Below are 17,064 nucleotides of genomic sequence, written 5' to 3' on the forward strand. Positions count from 1 at the left end.
GCCCATTTCCCCATCAGGAGCCCGTCCATGCCCCCGGCCGATCCAGGTCGCCCACAAGCCCCCGCTCCCGCCTCGCGCGGCCCGCTCGTCGGGATCTTGCTGCTGGTGCTATCGATGTGGACGCTGTCCTGTCTGGACGCCAGCGGAAAGTGGGTCATGAACGCGGGCGTGCCGCTGCTGGTGCTGTCGTGGTTCCGTTACGTGGTGCACCTGATCCTGGTGCTGGCGCTGGTGTTGCCGGCGCGCGGGCTGCGTGTGCTGCGCAGCAACAAGCCGCGCGAACAACTGATACGCGGCGGCTCCATGTTCCTGGCCACGCTGATGTTCTTCACGACGCTCAGCTACATTCCGCAGGCCGAGGCCACGGCCATCAACTTCCTGGCGCCCCTGCTGGTGCTGTCCCTGGCACCCTGGATTCTGAAAGAGCCCGCCCGCCTGTCGCGCTTCGTGGCGGCGGGCATCGCGTTTATCGGCGTCATCATCGTGATCCGTCCCGGCGGCGGGCTGCATCCCATCGGCACCATTTTTGGCCTGCTGACCGCGTGCTGCTTCGCCGCGCAGTTCATTGCCACGCGGCGCGTGGCGGGCGATGACCCGTTCACGTCCTTGATCTGGAGCGGCGCGGTGGGCACCACCTGCCTCACGCTGACCCTGCCTTTCGTGTTGCCGGCCGCCCTGCCCGTTTTGCAATCACTATCCACATTCGATTGGTTCTTGCTGATTTCGACCGGCCTGACGGGCGGGGTTGGACATCTATTCCAGATCGCCGCCTACCGCCGCGCGCCGGCATCCACGCTTGCGCCCTTCATCTACCTGCAAATCATCAGCGCCACGTCGGTGGGCTGGCTGGTCTGGGGACACTTTCCCGACCCGCTTACGTGGTTGGGTATCGCGATCATCTGCGCCAGCGGCATCGGCATCGGCCTGATCGAATGGCGGCGCAGCATGGTGATCAGCGCCGCGGCGGCCCGCGCGGGCGCCCGCTAAGCGCGGGCCTTTCCTGCCCACCCGCCCCGCCCGCCAGCGCGCGCGAAGCCGCTCCCGTACAATGCTCGACGCTTTTTGCGCTTTGGCGCATCGGCTTTCCCGGCATCCGGCATTTCCCCGAACGAGGTCTTCATGATCATCAAGCCCCGCGTGCGCGGCTTTATCTGCGTTACCACCCACCCCGTAGGCTGCGAGGCCAACGTCAACAAGCAGATCGACTACGTCCGGGCGCAAGGACCCATCGCCGGGGGCCCCAAGCGCGTGCTGGTGCTGGGCGCGTCCACCGGCTATGGACTGGCGGCGCGCATCAGCGCGGCCTTCGGCTGTGGCGCGGAAACGCTGGGCGTTTTTTTCGAACGCCCGGCAGACGCCGCCAAGGCCGGCACGCCGGGCTGGTACAACACCGCCGCTTTCCACAAGGCGGTCCAGGCGCACGGCCTGGCGGCGCAAAGCATCAATGGCGACGCGTTCTCGGACGAGATCAAGCAAAAGACCATTGCCGCCATCAAGGCAGGCATGGGCCGGGTTGACCAGGTCATCTACAGCCTGGCCGCCCCGCGCCGCACGCACCCCAAGACGGGCCAGGTGTTCAACTCCACGCTCAAACCCATCGGCCACGCCGTGAACCTGCGCGGCCTGGACACCGACCGCGAAGTGGTCAAGGAGTCCGTGCTGGAGCCGGCCACGCAGGCCGAGATCGACGCCACCGTGGCCGTGATGGGCGGTGAAGACTGGCAGATGTGGATCGACGCACTGCTTGAAGCGGGCGTGCTGGCCGAAGGGGCCACGACCACCGCGTTCACCTACCTGGGCGAAAAGATCACCCACGACATCTATTGGAACGGCTCGATCGGCGCCGCCAAGAAAGACCTGGACGACAAGGTGCTGGATATCCGCGCCAAGCTGGCCGCGCGCGGCGGCGACGCCCGGGTGTCGGTGCTGAAAGCGGTGGTCACGCAGGCCAGCTCGGCCATCCCGATGATGCCGCTGTACCTGTCGCTGTTGTTCAAGACCATGAAAGAGCAAGGCACGCACGAAGGCTGCATCGAACAGGTGTATGGCCTGTACCGCGACAGCCTGTGCAGCGACACGCCGATCCTGGACGCCCAGGGCCGCCTGCGCGCCGACTACAAGGAACTTGATCCGAAGGTTCAAGAAGCCGTGCAGGCGCTTTGGCACCAGGTCACCAGCGACAACATCTATCAGCTGACCGACTTTGCCGGCTACAAGCAGGAATTCCTGCGCCTGTTCGGTTTCGAGATCGATGGCGTGGACTACGAGGCCGACGTTGACCCCGCCGTGGAAATACGCGGCCTGATCTGATCAGGGGCGTTCAGTGCGCGCGCCGGCCGTGCTACGGCCGCGCGCATCGCATCACAGATACTCCAGTGTGACCAGCCGGTGCGGCACATCGCGCGCACCGCCCCTGCCAGGCAAGGGCTGCAATGCCTTCGTGCTGACCTTGACGACGCTGTCGGTCGCGGTGGCCGGGCGGCCGGCGGCAGCCGCACAGACGATGCGCGGCGTGGTCCGCGCAGCTTCGCGCGACGGGCTGGCCTGGCAACGGGTGGGTTCGACAATCATGCCGGAGAACCGGATGATGCCCCCCGCGGCGCTGACCGCCATGGGGGCAAGCATGGCGACGACAAACACAACAAACGCTGAACAACGAATCATCATGGCGGCTCCAGGGCGTTGGCAACGTCTGGCAAGCGCGTTTGCCCGCCAGAGGGCACTCCCCAGACATCACCTTGGTATCCCCTTGGCATCGCGGCGCGTATCGCAATGCGCCGTTTTCAATTCCATGTCTCGGTTGTCAATCAGACTACTCTGAAGATTTTTTCGTATCAATTTGGATTAAGTCTAAAAACGCCGCTTACTTCGCCTTTTTCGTCAGGATCTCTAATAAGCGGTCCAATCCGCCCTCGTCGATGGCCACATTGACGACCTGGCGCACGGCGGGCTTGGCCCGATAACCGACGGACAGCCCGGCGGCGCGCATCATCGGCAGGTCATTCGCGCCGTCTCCCACCGCGATCGCGCGGTCCAGCCCTACCCCGCGCTGCGCGCACACCTGCTCCAGTTTGCGGCGCTTTTCCTCGCCGTCGCAGATATCGCCCCACGGCTGCGCAAGCAGCCTGCCGGTCAGTTTCCCGTCGACCACCTCCAGCACATTGGCGCGCACGTCGTCCAACCCCAGCCGGGCGCGCAGCCGGTCGGTGAAACAGGTGAAGCCGCCGGTGACCAGCAGGCAGGTCAAGCCCGCCGCCTTGCAGGCCGCGATCAAGGTTTCAACGCCGGGATTGATGCGTACGCGTTCGTCGTAGACCTTATCCAGCCAGGCTTGCGGCATCCCGGCCAGCAAGGCGACGCGATCGCGCAGGCTTTGCTTGTAGTCCACCAGGTCTCCGCGCATGGCGGCTTCGGTCAGCGCCGCCACCTCGGCCTTCTTGCCCATCAGGTCCGCCATTTCATCCAGCGTTTCGATGGAAATCAGCGTGGAGTCCATGTCAAACGCAATGACCTGGTAGTCGGACAGGGACAACGGCGGCGTGATGCCGCGCCAATGCAAGCCGGGTACGGCGGACGATTCAAACATGGGTGCCTCGGTTCAGGTGGAGGTGGGCAGGCTGGGCGATTGCGCGCACAGCCACGCGATGAACAGCTGCGCGGCGGCGGCGGCCGGGCCGTCCTGACGGTACAGCGCGTGGATGCCGGCGTTGGGCAGATGGGGCTGCTCGAACAAGGGGCGCAATCGGTCGGCGCGTATATCGTCTTCAAGCAGGCACCACGGCGCCAGCGCGATGCCCAGGTCGTTCATGGCCGCCTGCATGCACAGGAATTGGTGGTCGAACACAGGCCCGGGCAATTGCGGCGGCACATCCACCTTGGCCAGCGCGAACCAGCGGGGCCAGTGGTCCATGCCGCCCGATATCTTCAGCAGCGGATGGCCCAGGCAATCGGCGGGCGCCCGCAAGCGGTTGCGCTCGATAAAGCGCGGCGAGGCCACGGGCACGTGAAAGTCGTCCAGGCAGTGCACGCATGCCAGCTCGGAATGCGCCATGAAGCCGTGCCGGATCAACACGTCGCTGCCCGTGTCGCCACCCCGGTCCAGATAAGGACGGGCCTGTGTCGTCAGCTGTACATCGATGCCGGGGTGCTGCCCCTGGAAGGTGGACAGGCGCGGGATCAGCCACTTCATGGTCAGCGACGGCGTGGCGCACACACGCAGCACGCCACCATAGGCGGGCGCCTTGAATTTGGCCGTGGCGGCGGCGATGCGTTCCAGGCTGGCCTGCACTTCAGGAAAATATGCCTGCGCGCCCGGCAGCAACGCCACGCCACGCGCCTCGCGGGCGAACAGCGGCTGCCCCAGATAGTCTTCAAGCACGCGTATCTGCTGGCTGACCGCGCTGTGCGTAATGCTGAGTTCGTCGGCAGCGGCCGTAAAGCTGCGCAGCCGCGCCGCGGCTTCGAACACGCGCAGGGCTTTGAGCGGCGGCAGGATTTGCCCCGCCATTTCAGCGGCCGCCCGCCCGCACGCCCGCCGGGCGCCAGTGTGTGCTGCTCTTTCCCACGATTTCCCTTGTCGTCTAATTATTGGCGGCGTGGCCGGGCCACACCTGTCCTGTTCTGTTCTGCCGCATTCTATGGGATAGCGGCGTGGCCGACCTCTTAGAAAATCTAACGCCATGCCTTAAAAAACACTGCTGGTCGCGGCCGGGGCGCGTTCCTATGATGCCGGGAACCCAAGCAGGAACTGACATGGCATCGATTACGGTAGACGGCATCGCCAAGACATTTGGCGGACAGCAGGTGTTGAGCAATTTGTCACTGCACATACCCGACGGCGCGCTCTACACGCTGCTGGGACCCAGCGGCTGCGGCAAAACCACCTTGCTGCGCTGCATTGCGGGCTTTTATGCGCCCGATGGCGGCCGCCTGCTGTTCGACCAGGACGATGTGACACACGTGTCCGCGCACCGCCGCGACATCGGCATGGTGTTCCAGGACTACGCGCTATTCCCGGACAAGACCGCGTTCGACAACGTGGCCTATGGGCTACGCGCCCGGGGCGTTGCCCGCGCCGAGATCACGCGGCGCGCGAACGAGGCGTTGGACAACGTCGGCCTGCTGGCACTGGCTGACCGCTACCCCGCCCAGATGAGCGGCGGCCAACGCCAGCGCGTGGCGCTGGCACGCGCGCTGGTGATCCGGCCGCGCGTGCTGCTAATGGATGAACCGCTGTCCAACCTGGACGCCAAGATGCGTTTGCAGATGCGCGACGTCATCCTGGACCTGGTGCGGGAAGCGGGCATCACCACCGTATTTGTCACGCATGACCAGGAAGAAGCGCTGGCCATGTCGGACCGCATCGCCATCATGGACCACGGCAACATTGCACAACTGGGCACGCCGGAAGACCTGTACGGCACGCCGGTCAACGCCTACGTGGCCGACTTCATCGGGTCGGCCAACGTCATCCCGGTGCCCGCGCAAACCGGGCTGGCCGGCGCCCCGCAAGGGCATGTGCGCTATGAACTGTGCGGGCTGGGCTTTGATGGGGTGCAAGGCAGCGCGCGGCTGGATGCCAACGGCGTGCTGATCGCGCGCCCCGAAGAGCTGGCGCTGATGGCCCCCACGCCCTACGTGCCTAATACGCTGCCCGGCAAGGTGCTGCGCCGCCAATACCTCGGCTTCAAGACCGCCTACCGCATCGCGCTGGACAACGGCACGGAGATCCGCGTCGAGCTGCACGCCGGCAACATGGTGGCGCAGTTCCAGCCCGGCGAGTCGGTGCAGGTGCTGATCCCCGCCGACAGCCGCGTCGTCAACGCCTGAGGACGCGCGCGCCATGAAAATCAAATGGTGGCCCTGGGGCATCCTGACCGCGATCAGCCTGGTCCTGCTTCTTTTCTTTGTGCTGTATCCGCTGGGAGTGCTGTTCGGCAACAGCATCACGGGTCAGGATGGCGGCTTCACGCTGGACGGCTTCAAGGCGTTGCTGGCCGATTCGCAATACCTGGAGGCGTTCGGCAACACGCTGATCCTGGGCCTGGCCGTCACTACCTGCACCGTGCTGGTGGGCGTGCCGTTCGCGTACCTGGTGGCGCGCTACGACTTTCCGTTGAAGAACCTTGTCGCGATCCTGCCGGTGCTGACCATCGTGATTCCCGAGATCATCGTGGGCCAGTCCTGGCTGCTGCTGTTGGGCAATAACGGCTTGTTGACCAATCTGCTGGGCGACGTGGGTATTTCGCTGCCATCGTTCTACGGCTGGACGGGCATGGTGTTTTCCATGACGCTCGTCTACTACACCTACATTTACCTGGGCGTGCTGGCCGCGTTGCGCGGCTTTGACGGACAGCTTGAAGAAGCGGGCCTCAGCCTGGGCACGCCGCCATTGTTGACGCGCTTGCGCGTACTGGTGCCGGTGCTGCTGCCCGCCGTGCTGGTCAACGCGCTGGTGGTGTTCACGCTGGTGGTGGGCAACTTTGCGTTGGCGATGCTGTTGGGCAGCCGCGTGCCGCTGTTGTCCGTCATGACGTACAACACCTTCGTCAGCGAAATGGGCGGCAGCCCCACGCTGCAAAGCGCCATGTCGGTCGTGTCGATTGCCATCGTGGCCATCGTGCTGTTTTTTCAGAAGCGCGTGGTGGAACGCAAGGTCTACACCATGACGCAGGGCCGCGCGCCGGCCGCCGTGCGGGTGCGTTCCTGGACGGCGGTGCTGTACGCGGGTGGCGTGGGCCTGGTGATCCTGGTGTCGATGTTGCCGCTGATCATCGTGTTCATCGCCGCGTTCACCAAGACCAGCGGGCCGGTCATGCAATGGGGCCAGTGGTCGCTGGCCAGCATGCAGCGCGCGCTGCACGGGGCGCCCGAACCGATCCTGAATTCGCTGAAGTTCGCCTCCCTGGCGACGGTGTTGGGCGTGGCGTTCGCGGTGCTGGTCAGCTACCTGACGATCAAGAAACGCAGCGCCTTCACGCAGGTGCTGGACTACATCGTGGTGCTGCCGCTGACGATTTCGGGCACGGTGCTGGGCATTGCGCTGGTGCAGACGTTCAACACGGGCTGGCTGGTGCTGGCGGGCACCGCCGGCATCATGGTGCTGTGCTACACGGTGCGACGCCTGCCGTTCGCGGTACGCAACGCGTCGTCCGTGCTGTTCAACATTCCAGATTCCATCGAAGAGGCGTCGATCAGCCTGGGCGTGTCGCCGCTGATGACGTTTTTCAAGGTGATCCTGCCCGCCATGAAGGCATCGATCATTTCCGCCGCCATCCTGATGTGGCTGACGACCATCTCGGAACTGTCCGCGTCCATCGTGGCCTATAGCGGCGGCCTGGAAACCATGCCGATCGCCATCTTCCGCCAGGTTGACGGCGGCAGGCTGGGCATGGCGTCGGCCTATGGCGCGGCGCTGGTCACGGTGATCGTGCTGCCCATCATCGTGTCGGTCAAGGCGTTTCGCATCAAGCTGTTCTCCGGCAAATAACCCCCTAAAGCTCTAAAGGTTACCCATGCAAATCAAGCACTTGATCCAGACCAGCCTGTTGGCCGCAACCCTGGCCGCCGGCGCGGCGCACGCCCAGAACGTCGTGCTGTATTCGTCGAACAATACGGAAACCATCGAGACCGCCTTGGACGCGGTCAAAAAGAAGAGCCCCAAGCTGAACGTGCAGCCCGTCACCGGCGGCACCGGCACGATGATGAAGCGTATCGAAGCCGAATCGCAGAACCCGCGCGGTGACCTTTTCTGGAGCGGCGGTTTTGGCACGCTGGGCGCGTATCGCCAGCAGTTGCAGCCCTACCGTTCGGCGGACCTGGACAAGATTCCGGCCGAGTTCCGTGGCCCGGACGACCTGTGGGTGGGCACGAACGTGCACGTGATGGTGATGATGGTCAACGAACGCCAGTTGAAGGGCCTGCCCGCGCCGGCCACCTGGTCGGACCTGATGCAGCCACAGTGGAAGAACAAGTTTGCGATTACCGATCCGTCGAAAAGCGGCACGGCGTACATGCTGGTGTACGGGCTGTACAAGCAATTCGGTCAGCCCGGGCTGGACAAGATCGCCGCCAATGCCGTCGTTACCGCGTCGTCAGGAACCACCTACAAGGGCGTGGCGGCGGGCGAATATGCGGTGGGCATGACGCTGGAATACGCGGCGCAGGAATACGTGGCGGGCGGGCAAAAAGAGATCAAGCTGGTCTACCCGACCGAGGGCAGCTACCTGGCGCCCGAAGGCATGTTCATCATCAAGGGCGCCAAGAACCTGGACGCGGCCAAGGCGCTGTACGACGGCTTGCTCAGCAAGGAATCGCAGGAAGCGCAGCTGGTGAAGAACTTTCGCCGCCCGACCCGCACGGACGTGGCCGTGGCCAGCCTGACCACCCTGCCCGACCTGGCGTCGATCAAGATCTTCCCGGTCAGCCAGGAAGCGGCCGCCACCGAGTACGAAGCGGTGGTTGCAGCGTGGAACCAGGCGGTGTCGAAGGCCAAGTAAGGCAAGGCCGGGGCCGGGGCCGCCCGGGCGCGTCAGTCGCCCTGCACCATCCGGCCCGCCGCCAACACCAGTTGGCGTGCGCAGCGCGCGGCCAATTGCGGGTCGTGCGTGACCAGCACCAGCGTGGTGCCGTGTTCGCGGTGCAGGTCGAACATCAGATCGATGACGGTGACGCCCGTGGCGGCGTCCAGGCTGCCGGTGGGCTCGTCGGCAAACAGCAGGTCGGGCTCGACCACGAAGGCGCGCGCCAGCGACACGCGCTGTTGTTCGCCGCCCGACAGCGTGCGCGGGTAATGGTGCAAGCGCGCACCCAGGCCCACGCGTTCCAGCATGGCCTGGGCCGGTTCGCGCGCGGGTTGGCCCGCCAACTCCAGCGGCAGCATCACGTTTTCCAGCGCCGTCAGGTTCGGCAACAGCTGGAATGACTGAAAGACAAAGCCCACATGGTTCGCCCGCAAGCGCGCGCGGCCGTCTTCGTCCAGCGCGAACAGGTCCTGGCCGGCCAGATGGACGCTGCCGACGCTGGGAACATCCAGCCCGGCCAACAGTCCCAGCAACGTAGACTTGCCCGAGCCGGAACTTCCGGTGATTGCGACGGCGCTGCCCGCCTGGACCGTAAAATCAATGCCTTCCAGGATAGAAAGCGTCCCGCCGGCATCGGCGACCCGCTTGCCCAGCCCTTTCACCTCGATCGAATTCTTGCTATCCATGCGCCTATTTTCCCTTCTGCGTCTTACGTCCGCCCTGAGTCTCGCCGTCATGGCGCTTCCCGCCCACGCTCAGACCGCCGTGCCAGCCCAGGGTTCCGCGCCTCGCACGGTACTGGTGGTGGGCGACAGCCTGGCCGCCGAATACGGTATCAAGCGCGGCACGGGCTGGGTGCCGCTGCTGGCAGCGCGGGTTTCCGAACAATACCCTAAGTACCAGGTCGTCAATGCCAGCATCAGCGGCGACACCACCAGCGGTGGCGTGGCGCGCTTGCCGGCACTGCTGCGCCAGCATGCGCCGGCCGTCGTGGTGCTGGAACTGGGGTCGAACGATGCGCTGCGTGGTTTGTCGCTGACGATGACTGAACAAAACCTGCGCACCATGGCGCAGGCTGCCAAGCAAGCCGAGGCCAAGGTCGTGATCGTGGGCATGCAGATCCCGCCCAACTACGGCCGGGACTACTCGCAACGCTTTGCGCAGTTGTTTTCCACGGTTGCCCAAAATGAAAACGCCCGGCTGGTGCCATTCCTGATGGAGGGAATGGCAACAAACCGGGCGATGTTCCAGGCTGACGGCATCCACCCTAACGAGGATGCACAGGCCCAATTGCTGGACAACGTGTGGCCGACGTTACAGCCACTCTTGAACTAAAAACCTAAGGGCCGGGGCCTTACCGACAAGGCCCCGGGTACTGACGGATCAGCCCGCTGCCTGCGGCTGATCGCCGCGAATGACGTCGGCGGCGCTGGGCAGCACCTGCACCTTGTACTGTTCGCGCAGCATCTTGAGCAGCGCTTCGATTTCAGCCTGACCCAGGCCGCCCGACAACTGCTGCGCCAGACGGTCCTTGGCGGTAGCGTCGACCGAACCGGCTTCAACCTTTTCCAGGCGAACCAGCGTGTAGTCGGCGCCCGATTGCACACCGGTGTAACCCGGCAGCGGCGTGGACGGCAGACGCATCGCGGCATCCACCACCGGCTGCGGCAAGTCCTTGGGGTCCTGGCGCGAAATTGTCACGGCGGGCGAGAAGCCTTCCGGCGCGGCGGCCGGATTGGCCTTGTCGGCCGCCAGCGCGGCTTCGCCGGCTTTCTTGGCGGCTTCGGCCGAACGCTCTTGCAGCAGGCGGGCGCGGATGGAATCGCTGACCTTGTCCAACACAGGCACGTGGGCCGGTTCGATGTTGGCCACGCGCACCGCCATCATGACGGCGGGCGACAGTTCGATCACACCCGAGTTCTGCTTTTCACGCAGCACTTCGGCCGAGAACAGCGCTTGGCGAACGCGCGGGTTGTCCAGCAGTTCGGCATCCGGGCTGTCCGCGGCGGAGCCGGGGCCGGCCTTGTCGGCGGGCAGCAGGCCTTCGCGGGTGACGCCCGAGGCGGTGCGCAGCTTCAGGCCCACCGCGTCGGCGGCCGGTTGCAGGCTGTCGCGCTGGTCGTAGACCTGCTTGTTCAGCTGGCTGGCCATTTCCGAAAAGTGCACGGCGGCCAGTTGCTTGCGCACTTCATTGGTGATCTGGTCCTTGACCTCGGCCAGCGGCTTGATGGCGGCGGGCTGGATCTCGGTGACCTTGACGATGTGCAGGCCGGCCGGGCTTTCAACCACGCCGGACACCTGGTCCTTGGTTTGGCTGAAAATGGCCTTTTCCAGCGGGCCGGACAACATGCCCGGCGCTAACCAGCCCAGGTCGCCGCCCTTGGCGGCAGAGCCCGCATCCTGCGAATTCTTGGTGGCCAGTTCGGCGAACTTGGCCGGATCGGCGGCGGCTTGCTTGGCCAGATCTTCGGCCTTGGCGCGCGCAGCCTTGCGAGCGTCTTCCGAGGCGCCAGGAGCCAGCTCGATCATGATGTGGCTGGCGCGACGGCGTTCCGGCTGGCCGAAGCGGTTCTTGTTTTGCTCGTAATAGGCCGTCAGGTCTTCGTCCTTGACCTGGATGCCCTGCGTGGCGGCGGCTTCGTCCAGCACCAGATATTGCACCTGGACCTGTTCGGGAATTTGCAGCTGCTGCTTGTTGGCGTCGTACCAGGCCTGGATATCGGCCGGCGTCACGGTCACTTGCGAGCGATAGTCTTCGGCGGCGAAGCGGCGCAATTGCACGGTGCGCTGTTGCGTCAACGCCGATTCCAGCGAGGCGACCACTTCGGCGGGTGCGCGGGCCGATTGGCCCACCGGGTCCAGCACGCGGCCCACGGCCAGATCGCGGCGCAGACCGGCTTCGAACGAGGTCGGCGACATGCCCTGCGCGGCCAGCACCTGGCGATAACGCTCGGGCGAGAAGCGGCCGTTGTCCTGGACTTCGGGGATCGCGGCGATGGTGTTGCGCAGCGTTTCGTCCGACACGTTAAAGCGGTTGTCCACGGCAACGTTGGCCAGCAAACGCTGATTGATCAGCTGGTTCAGCAGGCCTTCGCGCAAGGCGGGCGTGTCGGAGACGGCCGGGTCAAAGCGGGCGCCCTGACGCTGACGCATCTGCTCAAGCTGGTTGCGGTGCGCCTGATCAAACTCGGCGCGAGAAATCGGCTGGCCAGCGACCGTGGCCAGCTCCGGCTCTTTGCGCATGAAGCTGTCATAGCCTTGAATTCCGACCAGGAAGAAGGACGGCACAATCAGAAGCAGCAGGATGAGCTGCATCCAGCGCCGATGGCTGCGAATAAATTCGAACATGGAATCCCTGTTGCCGCGCTTCGGGGGTGTCCACCCAAAGCCGCACGAAAACGCAAAAGAAAACGCAAAAAAAAGGGCGAACTTGATTCGCCCTATTCCCATACCGGTTATTACCGGATCAGCGGGCGGATTTTAGCATTTCTCACTTGCATCGGGCCTTTAGATTCTCTTCAGGTTCTTCCCAGGCGGGCGCCGACGCGCCGCTTCCCACCGAAGCGCCGCACCGTCAACCCGGGAAATTCCCGTTCCCGCCCCCCGTGGCCACCCGTATCTTGCCCCGTGGGGCCAGCCGATCACCGTGCCACGCCCCGACGCCGGCCGTTCGCCGACGCCCTTTCCTGTGCAACTTTATAAAGGGTTCCATCAATGCCGCTTACCTCTTTCCGCCAGCACGTCCTGCCCGCCTGCCTGGCTCTCGCCTTCCTGGGCGGGGCGCACGGGGCGCTGGCCGCGCCGGTGGCCGCCGTGCACGACGCTGCCAAAGCCCAGCAACAAGCCATGCTGGACACCATGCGCGACCTGGTCAACATTGAATCGGGCAGCAAAGACGTGGAAGGCGTCGAACGCATCGCCGAATTGATCCGCGACCGCCTGAAGGCGCTGGGCGGCACGGTAGAGATCATTCCCGCCACCGATGTGTTCCGCCTGGACGACACGCCGGAAAAGGTCGGCCCGATGGTGCATGCCGAGTTCAAGGGCAGCGGCACCAAGAAGATCATGCTGATCGCCCACATGGACACCGTCTACCGCAACGGCATGCTGAAAGACCAGCCGTTCCGCGTTGACGGCGACAAGGCCTACGGGCTGGGCATTGCCGACGACAAGCACGGCGTGGCGACGATCATCCACACGCTGACGATGCTGCAAAAGCTGGGATTTAAAGATTTCGGCACGCTGACCGTGCTGATCAACGGCGACGAAGAGATCAGCTCGCCGGGCGCGCGCAGCACCATCACGCGGCTGGGCGCCGACCAGGACGCGGTGTTTTCGTTTGAAGGCGGCGGCACCGAACCCCGCCTGACCCTGGCCACCAGTGGTATCGGCGCGGCATACCTGACGGTGCAAGGCAAGACCTCGCACGCGGGCGCGCGGCCCGAGGGCGGCGTCAACGCGCTCTATGAACTGGCGCACCAACTGCTGCAGCTGGACAAGCTGTCCAAACCCGAAGAAGGCTTGAAGCTGAATTGGACGGTGGCGCAGGCCGGCACCAATCGCAATGTGATCCCGGGCCAGGCCAGCGCGCAGGCCGATGCGCGCGCCTTGCGCGTGTCCGACTTTGACGCCCTGGCGAAAACGCTGGAAGAACGCGTACAGAAAAAACTGCTGCCCGAATCGAAGGTCAGCGTGAAGTTCGAAGTACGCCGCCCGCCGCTGGAAGCCACCGACGCATCGCGCGCTTTGGCTCAGCATGGCGTCAAGGTCTACCAGGAACTGGACCTGCCGTTGAAGGTGGTGGACCGGGCCAGCGGCGGCGGCACGGACGCGGCGTTCGCGGCGTTGAAGGCGCGCGGCCCGGTCGTTGAAGGCATGGGCTTGAGCGGCTTCGGTGCGCACTCGAATGACGCGGAATACATTCAGATCAATAGCATCGTGCCGCGCCTGTACCTGGCCAGCCGGATGATCATGGATGTGTCCCAGGGCAAAGTGGCGTCCAAGTAAAAAGGGGCCACCCCGCCGCAGCGCCTGGCTGGCGCCCAGCGGCGGGGCCCAGCGCCGAATCGCCCCCCAAGAAGGAGTATCCTTGCAACCCTGTCCCCAAGAACCCCAAGCATCACCAACATGACCGCAAATCTACCCTCCTGGCCCTATTCCCGTTACATCGCGCATCGCGGCGGCGGTCGTCTGGCGCCGGAGAACACCTTGGCCGCCATGCGCGTGGGCGCCGAGCACGGTTTCACGATGTTCGAATACGACGTCAAACTGAGCCGCGACAACGTGCTGGTGCTGATGCACGACGACGACGTCGACCGCACCTCGAACGGCACCGGCCCGGCCGCCGCCAAGACCTACAGCGAACTGGCGCAACTGGATTTCGGCAGCTGGCACTCGGCCGCTTACGCGGGCGAGCCCCTGCCCACCTTCGCCGCCGTGGCCCGCTACACCGCGGCCAACGGCATTGCCAGCAACGTCGAGATCAAACCCTGCCCGGGTCGCGAAGCCGAAACCGGCGCCGCCGTGGCACTGGCCTGCAAGCAGCTGTGGCAAGCCGCAAGCGTGCCCCCGCTGCTGTCTTCGTTTGCTGAAGAAGCACTGCAAGCGGCGCTGGAAGCCGCCCCCGAACTGCCGCGCGCCCTGCTGGTGGAAAAGGTGCCCGCCGACTGGCGCGAACGCCTTGCCAAATACAAGTGCGTTGCGCTGAACATCAACCAAAAAGACGCAACCCGCGAATTGATCGACGCCGTGCACGCCGCCGGCTATCGAATCGCGGCCTGGACCGTCAATGACCCCGAACGCGCCCGCTTGCTGCTGGACTGGGGCATCGACGGCATTTTCACCGACGAGCTGGCCGCGATCCGGCCGGCCGACTGAGGCAGAACGCCCCGTGTTCAGTTATCGCCACGCCTTTCACGCCGGCAACCACGCCGACGTGCTCAAGCACGCCATCCTGGTCCACACCCTGGACTACTTCAACAAAAAAGACGCGCCCTACTGGGTCGTGGACACCCACGCCGGCGCCGGCCTGTACAACCTGGAAAGCGACTGGGCAAACAAGACCTCGGAATTCGAGGAAGGCATTGGCCGCCTGTGGGAAGCCAAGGACCTGCCGCCGCTGCTGGCCGACTACGTCGCCCGCATTCGCGACTACAACACCAATGGCCGCTTGAAGCGCTATCCCGGCTCGCCGTGGCTGGCGCTGGATGTGATGCGCCCGTCCGACCGCCTGCGCCTGTTTGAAATGCACCCGACCGAAATCGACACGCTGGTCGTCAACCTGGAACACCAGGGCCGCACGGCGCAACGCCAGACCACGATTTATGGCGATGATGGCTTCGAGGGCGTGAAGGCCTTGCTGCCCCCGCCCACGCGGCGCGGCATGGTGCTGATCGACCCGTCGTACGAAGACAAGCACGACTATCGCCGCACCCTGATCACCGTGAAGGAATGCATCAAGCGCTTCGCCACCGGCACCATCGCTGTCTGGTACCCGCTGGTGCAGCGTCGCGAAGCCAGCGAAATGGCGCGTCACTTTGAAAACCTGAAGGTCAAGAGCTGGCTGCATGCCACGCTGACGGTCAAGAAGGCCACCATTGACGGCTATGGCCTGCATGGCAGCGGCATGTTCCTGATCAACCCGCCGTGGACGCTGCACGAAGGCCTGAAGCAAGCCATGCCCTACCTTGCCCGCGAACTGGGCCAGGACGAACGCGCCGGCTTCACCTTGCAGTACCGCGAAAACCCGTTCCCGGTGCCGAAGAAGCAATCGGACGACTAAGTCGACCAAGGCGACCAAGGCGACCAAGACCTAGTCGGCTACGCCGGCCCGGTCTTCGGCGACTTGAAAAAAAAGGCCCGATCCTGATGGATCGGGCCTTTCTCATTCAGGGGCCGCCGCCCCTGCTTCGCACAGTCAAACCGTTTCTTGTTCCTGCGTTTCGCTGCACACGGACTCACGGGCGGCAGCCAGCTTGGCGGCCGCGTCGCGCAGCGCAGTGCGCAGGCCCTCTTCAATGACGGGGTGGTAGAACGGCATTTCCAGCATGCGCGCCACCGTCAGTTCCTGCTGCACCGCCCAGGCCAGCAGGTGGCCAATGTGCTCGGCGCTGGGGCCGACCATTTCAGCGCCCAGGAAACGGCCCGTGGCGATGTCGGCGTACACGTGCAGCAGGCCCCTGTTCTTGAGCATGACGCGCGAACGGCCCTGGTCGCTGAAGTCCACCTCGCCGACCACGAACGTGCCGGGGATAAGACGGCCATAACCCTGCCCCGCCAACGCAATCTGCGGGTCCGAGAACACCACCGCCAGCGGCGCGCGGCGCAGCCCGTTTTGCAGATCGGGAAAGCGCGCGGCGTTTTCGCCGGCGATGCGGCCTTCGTCCGCGGCTTCGTGCAGCAACGGCGCGTCGGCGTTGGCGTCACCCGCGATGAAGATGGCGGAATCACCTGCCTGCATCGTTTCGCGGTTGAACACCGGCACGCCGTGCACGTTCAGTTCCAACGACGTGTTCTCCAGGCCCAGACCGTCCACGTTGGCGCGGCGGCCGGTGGCGACCAGCGCGTAGTCAAAGCGTTCGATGCGTTCGGCGTTATCCAGCGTGACGTAGCGCACTTCCACTTCGTCGCCCACCCGCGTGGTCTCCAGCACCCGGGCATCCGGGTCCAGATAGAACTCGCGTTGGAAGATCTTGCGGGCGCTTTGGCGGACCTGCGGATCGCTGATGCCACCCAGGCTGCCGCTGACACCGAACACGCGTACATCGACGCCCAGCCGCGCCAGCGCCTGGCCCAGTTCCAGCCCGATCACGCCGGGGCCAAACACCGCCACGCGGCGCGGCAGGTCGTCCCACGCAAAGACGTCGTCGTTCACCACCAGGCGGTCGCCCAGCGCGCGGAAAGGCGGCGGGACCGACGGCCGCGAACCCGTGGCGATCACCACGCGGGATGCATGCACCTCGGTGTGATCGTCGATCCGCAGCACGGTATCCGAGACAAAGCGGGCATAGCCACGCAGCTTGTCTTCAGCAGGAATGTTCTCGACGCCATCCAGCACGAAGCCCACGAAGCGGCCTCGTTCGCGCTTGACGCGATCCATGACTTCCGCGCCGTCCACCGTGATTTCACCGCCCACGTGCACGCCAAAGGCGTCGGTGTGCGCGGCGTTGTGCGCCGCTTCCGCGGCGGCGATCAACAGCTTGGAAGGCATGCAGCCCACGCGGGCGCAAGTCGTGCCGTAGGGGCCGCCTTCGATAAGCAGGGCGCGCTTGCCCGCCGCCTTTGCGGCGCGATAAGCGGCCAGACCAGCCGTGCCGGCCCCAATGATGGCGATATCGGTATGCAGAGTTTTCATGACTGTGGTTCCCCTGTTGCGGGTAGCAAGGTTTCTAAAGGCGAGTTCCGCCTTGTTGCGCATCCTTGGGACGAACACCGTCCGGCGACGCCGCTTCGGGGTCGCAAAAGGAATGCAGTAAGGGTGCGTAAAAAGGGAAGCTCGGGCCGGTGCGGGCCAGGCGGTCTTTCGGCTACCGCCTGCCCTCAC

General features: G+C 64.9%; 15 protein-coding genes. 9 read left to right on the plus strand and 6 right to left on the minus strand.

Annotated elements, in window-relative coordinates; translation table 11 throughout:
• Window positions 1–27: 27 nt before the first annotated feature.
• Window positions 28–987, plus strand: a complete 960-nt coding sequence (locus AC0Z35_RS09020) for a DMT family transporter (RefSeq protein ID WP_485131798.1) — start codon at window positions 28–30, stop codon at window positions 985–987.
• A gap of 132 nt (window positions 988–1,119) precedes the next feature.
• Window positions 1,120–2,310: an enoyl-ACP reductase FabV gene (gene fabV, locus AC0Z35_RS09025; protein ID WP_485131799.1), complete on the plus strand. Its 1,191-nt coding sequence runs from the start codon at window positions 1,120–1,122 to the stop codon at window positions 2,308–2,310.
• A gap of 51 nt (window positions 2,311–2,361) precedes the next feature.
• On the opposite strand, the gene AC0Z35_RS09030 is transcribed toward fabV, so the two are convergent.
• From AC0Z35_RS09030 to AC0Z35_RS09040, 3 genes are all read right to left on the minus strand, one after another.
• Window positions 2,362–2,667: a hypothetical protein gene (locus AC0Z35_RS09030; protein ID WP_104143899.1), complete on the minus strand. Its 306-nt coding sequence runs from the start codon at window positions 2,665–2,667 to the stop codon at window positions 2,362–2,364.
• 196 nt (window positions 2,668–2,863) lie between these two features.
• The gene (gene serB / locus AC0Z35_RS09035; protein ID WP_120155420.1) at window positions 2,864–3,586 is read right to left on the minus strand and encodes a phosphoserine phosphatase SerB; all 723 of its coding nucleotides are present in this window, start codon (window positions 3,584–3,586) and stop codon (window positions 2,864–2,866) included.
• 12 nt (window positions 3,587–3,598) lie between these two features.
• A complete protein-coding gene (locus AC0Z35_RS09040) occupies window positions 3,599–4,507 on the minus strand; it encodes a LysR substrate-binding domain-containing protein (protein WP_219992436.1) in 909 nt (302 codons plus the stop codon).
• A 245-nt stretch (window positions 4,508–4,752) separates the two neighbouring features.
• Between AC0Z35_RS09040 and AC0Z35_RS09045 the strand changes: the two genes are divergently transcribed.
• From AC0Z35_RS09045 to AC0Z35_RS09055, 3 genes are read left to right on the plus strand one after another with little or no spacing between them, the layout of a single operon-like run.
• Window positions 4,753–5,829: an ABC transporter ATP-binding protein gene (locus AC0Z35_RS09045; protein WP_485131800.1), complete on the plus strand. Its 1,077-nt coding sequence runs from the start codon at window positions 4,753–4,755 to the stop codon at window positions 5,827–5,829.
• Window positions 5,830–5,842: 13 nt separating this feature from the next.
• A complete protein-coding gene (locus tag AC0Z35_RS09050) occupies window positions 5,843–7,489 on the plus strand; it encodes an ABC transporter permease (protein WP_120155413.1) in 1,647 nt (548 codons plus the stop codon).
• A 25-nt stretch (window positions 7,490–7,514) separates the two neighbouring features.
• The gene (locus AC0Z35_RS09055; RefSeq protein ID WP_120155411.1) at window positions 7,515–8,498 is read left to right on the plus strand and encodes an ABC transporter substrate-binding protein; all 984 of its coding nucleotides are present in this window, start codon (window positions 7,515–7,517) and stop codon (window positions 8,496–8,498) included.
• A gap of 32 nt (window positions 8,499–8,530) precedes the next feature.
• Here the strand turns inward: AC0Z35_RS09055 and AC0Z35_RS09060 are convergent, their stop codons facing one another.
• Window positions 8,531–9,208: an ABC transporter ATP-binding protein gene (locus AC0Z35_RS09060; protein WP_046804971.1), complete on the minus strand. Its 678-nt coding sequence runs from the start codon at window positions 9,206–9,208 to the stop codon at window positions 8,531–8,533.
• On the opposite strand from AC0Z35_RS09060, the gene AC0Z35_RS09065 reads away from it, so the two are divergent.
• Window positions 9,207–9,857 (plus strand): arylesterase, encoded by a 651-nt coding sequence (locus AC0Z35_RS09065; protein ID WP_485131801.1) that lies wholly within the window; start codon window positions 9,207–9,209, stop codon window positions 9,855–9,857. The genes AC0Z35_RS09060 and AC0Z35_RS09065 overlap by 2 nt on opposite strands.
• 48 nt (window positions 9,858–9,905) lie before the next feature.
• On the opposite strand, the gene AC0Z35_RS09070 is transcribed toward AC0Z35_RS09065, so the two are convergent.
• Entirely contained in the window at window positions 9,906–11,870 is a 1,965-nt protein-coding gene (locus tag AC0Z35_RS09070) for a SurA N-terminal domain-containing protein (protein ID WP_485131802.1), read from the minus strand.
• 366 nt (window positions 11,871–12,236) lie between these two features.
• Here AC0Z35_RS09070 and AC0Z35_RS09075 point away from each other — a divergent pair, with 366 nt between their 5' ends.
• The 3 genes from AC0Z35_RS09075 (at window position 12,237) to AC0Z35_RS09085 (ending at window position 15,303) form a co-directional block, all read left to right on the plus strand.
• A complete protein-coding gene (locus tag AC0Z35_RS09075; RefSeq protein ID WP_485131803.1) occupies window positions 12,237–13,529 on the plus strand; it encodes a M20/M25/M40 family metallo-hydrolase in 1,293 nt (430 codons plus the stop codon).
• A 120-nt stretch (window positions 13,530–13,649) separates the two neighbouring features.
• Complete coding sequence (ugpQ, locus tag AC0Z35_RS09080) at window positions 13,650–14,399, plus strand: glycerophosphodiester phosphodiesterase (protein ID WP_485131804.1); 750 nt, start codon at window positions 13,650–13,652, stop codon at window positions 14,397–14,399.
• A gap of 13 nt (window positions 14,400–14,412) precedes the next feature.
• On the plus strand, window positions 14,413–15,303 hold the full coding sequence (locus tag AC0Z35_RS09085; RefSeq protein WP_046804976.1) for a 23S rRNA (adenine(2030)-N(6))-methyltransferase RlmJ: 891 nt from the start codon (window positions 14,413–14,415) through the stop codon (window positions 15,301–15,303).
• A 135-nt stretch (window positions 15,304–15,438) separates the two neighbouring features.
• Here AC0Z35_RS09085 and AC0Z35_RS09090 read toward each other — a convergent pair whose 3' ends face one another.
• The gene (locus AC0Z35_RS09090) at window positions 15,439–16,875 is read right to left on the minus strand and encodes a dihydrolipoyl dehydrogenase (protein ID WP_046804977.1); all 1,437 of its coding nucleotides are present in this window, start codon (window positions 16,873–16,875) and stop codon (window positions 15,439–15,441) included.
• Window positions 16,876–17,064: the final 189 nt, after the last annotated feature.

The organism is Achromobacter sp. 1L-A-4-B-C2, from assembly GCF_057291955.1.

Excerpts from the sequence above, each read along its gene's own strand:
- AC0Z35_RS09055 (WP_120155411.1), top strand. The coding sequence starts at position 7,515 with ATGCAAATCAAGCACTTGATCCAGACCAGCCTGTTGGCCGCAACCCTG.
- AC0Z35_RS09060 (WP_046804971.1), bottom strand. The coding sequence starts at position 9,208 with ATGGATAGCAAGAATTCGATCGAGGTGAAAGGGCTGGGCAAGCGGGTC.
- AC0Z35_RS09040 (WP_219992436.1), bottom strand. The coding sequence starts at position 4,507 with ATGGCGGGGCAAATCCTGCCGCCGCTCAAAGCCCTGCGCGTGTTCGAA.
- AC0Z35_RS09030 (WP_104143899.1), bottom strand. The coding sequence starts at position 2,667 with ATGATGATTCGTTGTTCAGCGTTTGTTGTGTTTGTCGTCGCCATGCTT.
- AC0Z35_RS09070 (WP_485131802.1), bottom strand. The coding sequence starts at position 11,870 with ATGTTCGAATTTATTCGCAGCCATCGGCGCTGGATGCAGCTCATCCTG.
- AC0Z35_RS09045 (WP_485131800.1), top strand. The coding sequence starts at position 4,753 with ATGGCATCGATTACGGTAGACGGCATCGCCAAGACATTTGGCGGACAG.
- fabV (WP_485131799.1), top strand. The coding sequence starts at position 1,120 with ATGATCATCAAGCCCCGCGTGCGCGGCTTTATCTGCGTTACCACCCAC.
- AC0Z35_RS09065 (WP_485131801.1), top strand. The coding sequence starts at position 9,207 with ATGCGCCTATTTTCCCTTCTGCGTCTTACGTCCGCCCTGAGTCTCGCC.
- ugpQ (WP_485131804.1), top strand. The coding sequence starts at position 13,650 with ATGACCGCAAATCTACCCTCCTGGCCCTATTCCCGTTACATCGCGCAT.
- AC0Z35_RS09090 (WP_046804977.1), bottom strand. The coding sequence starts at position 16,875 with ATGAAAACTCTGCATACCGATATCGCCATCATTGGGGCCGGCACGGCT.
- AC0Z35_RS09075 (WP_485131803.1), top strand. The coding sequence starts at position 12,237 with ATGCCGCTTACCTCTTTCCGCCAGCACGTCCTGCCCGCCTGCCTGGCT.
- AC0Z35_RS09020 (WP_485131798.1), top strand. The coding sequence starts at position 28 with ATGCCCCCGGCCGATCCAGGTCGCCCACAAGCCCCCGCTCCCGCCTCG.
- serB (WP_120155420.1), bottom strand. The coding sequence starts at position 3,586 with ATGTTTGAATCGTCCGCCGTACCCGGCTTGCATTGGCGCGGCATCACG.
- AC0Z35_RS09050 (WP_120155413.1), top strand. The coding sequence starts at position 5,843 with ATGAAAATCAAATGGTGGCCCTGGGGCATCCTGACCGCGATCAGCCTG.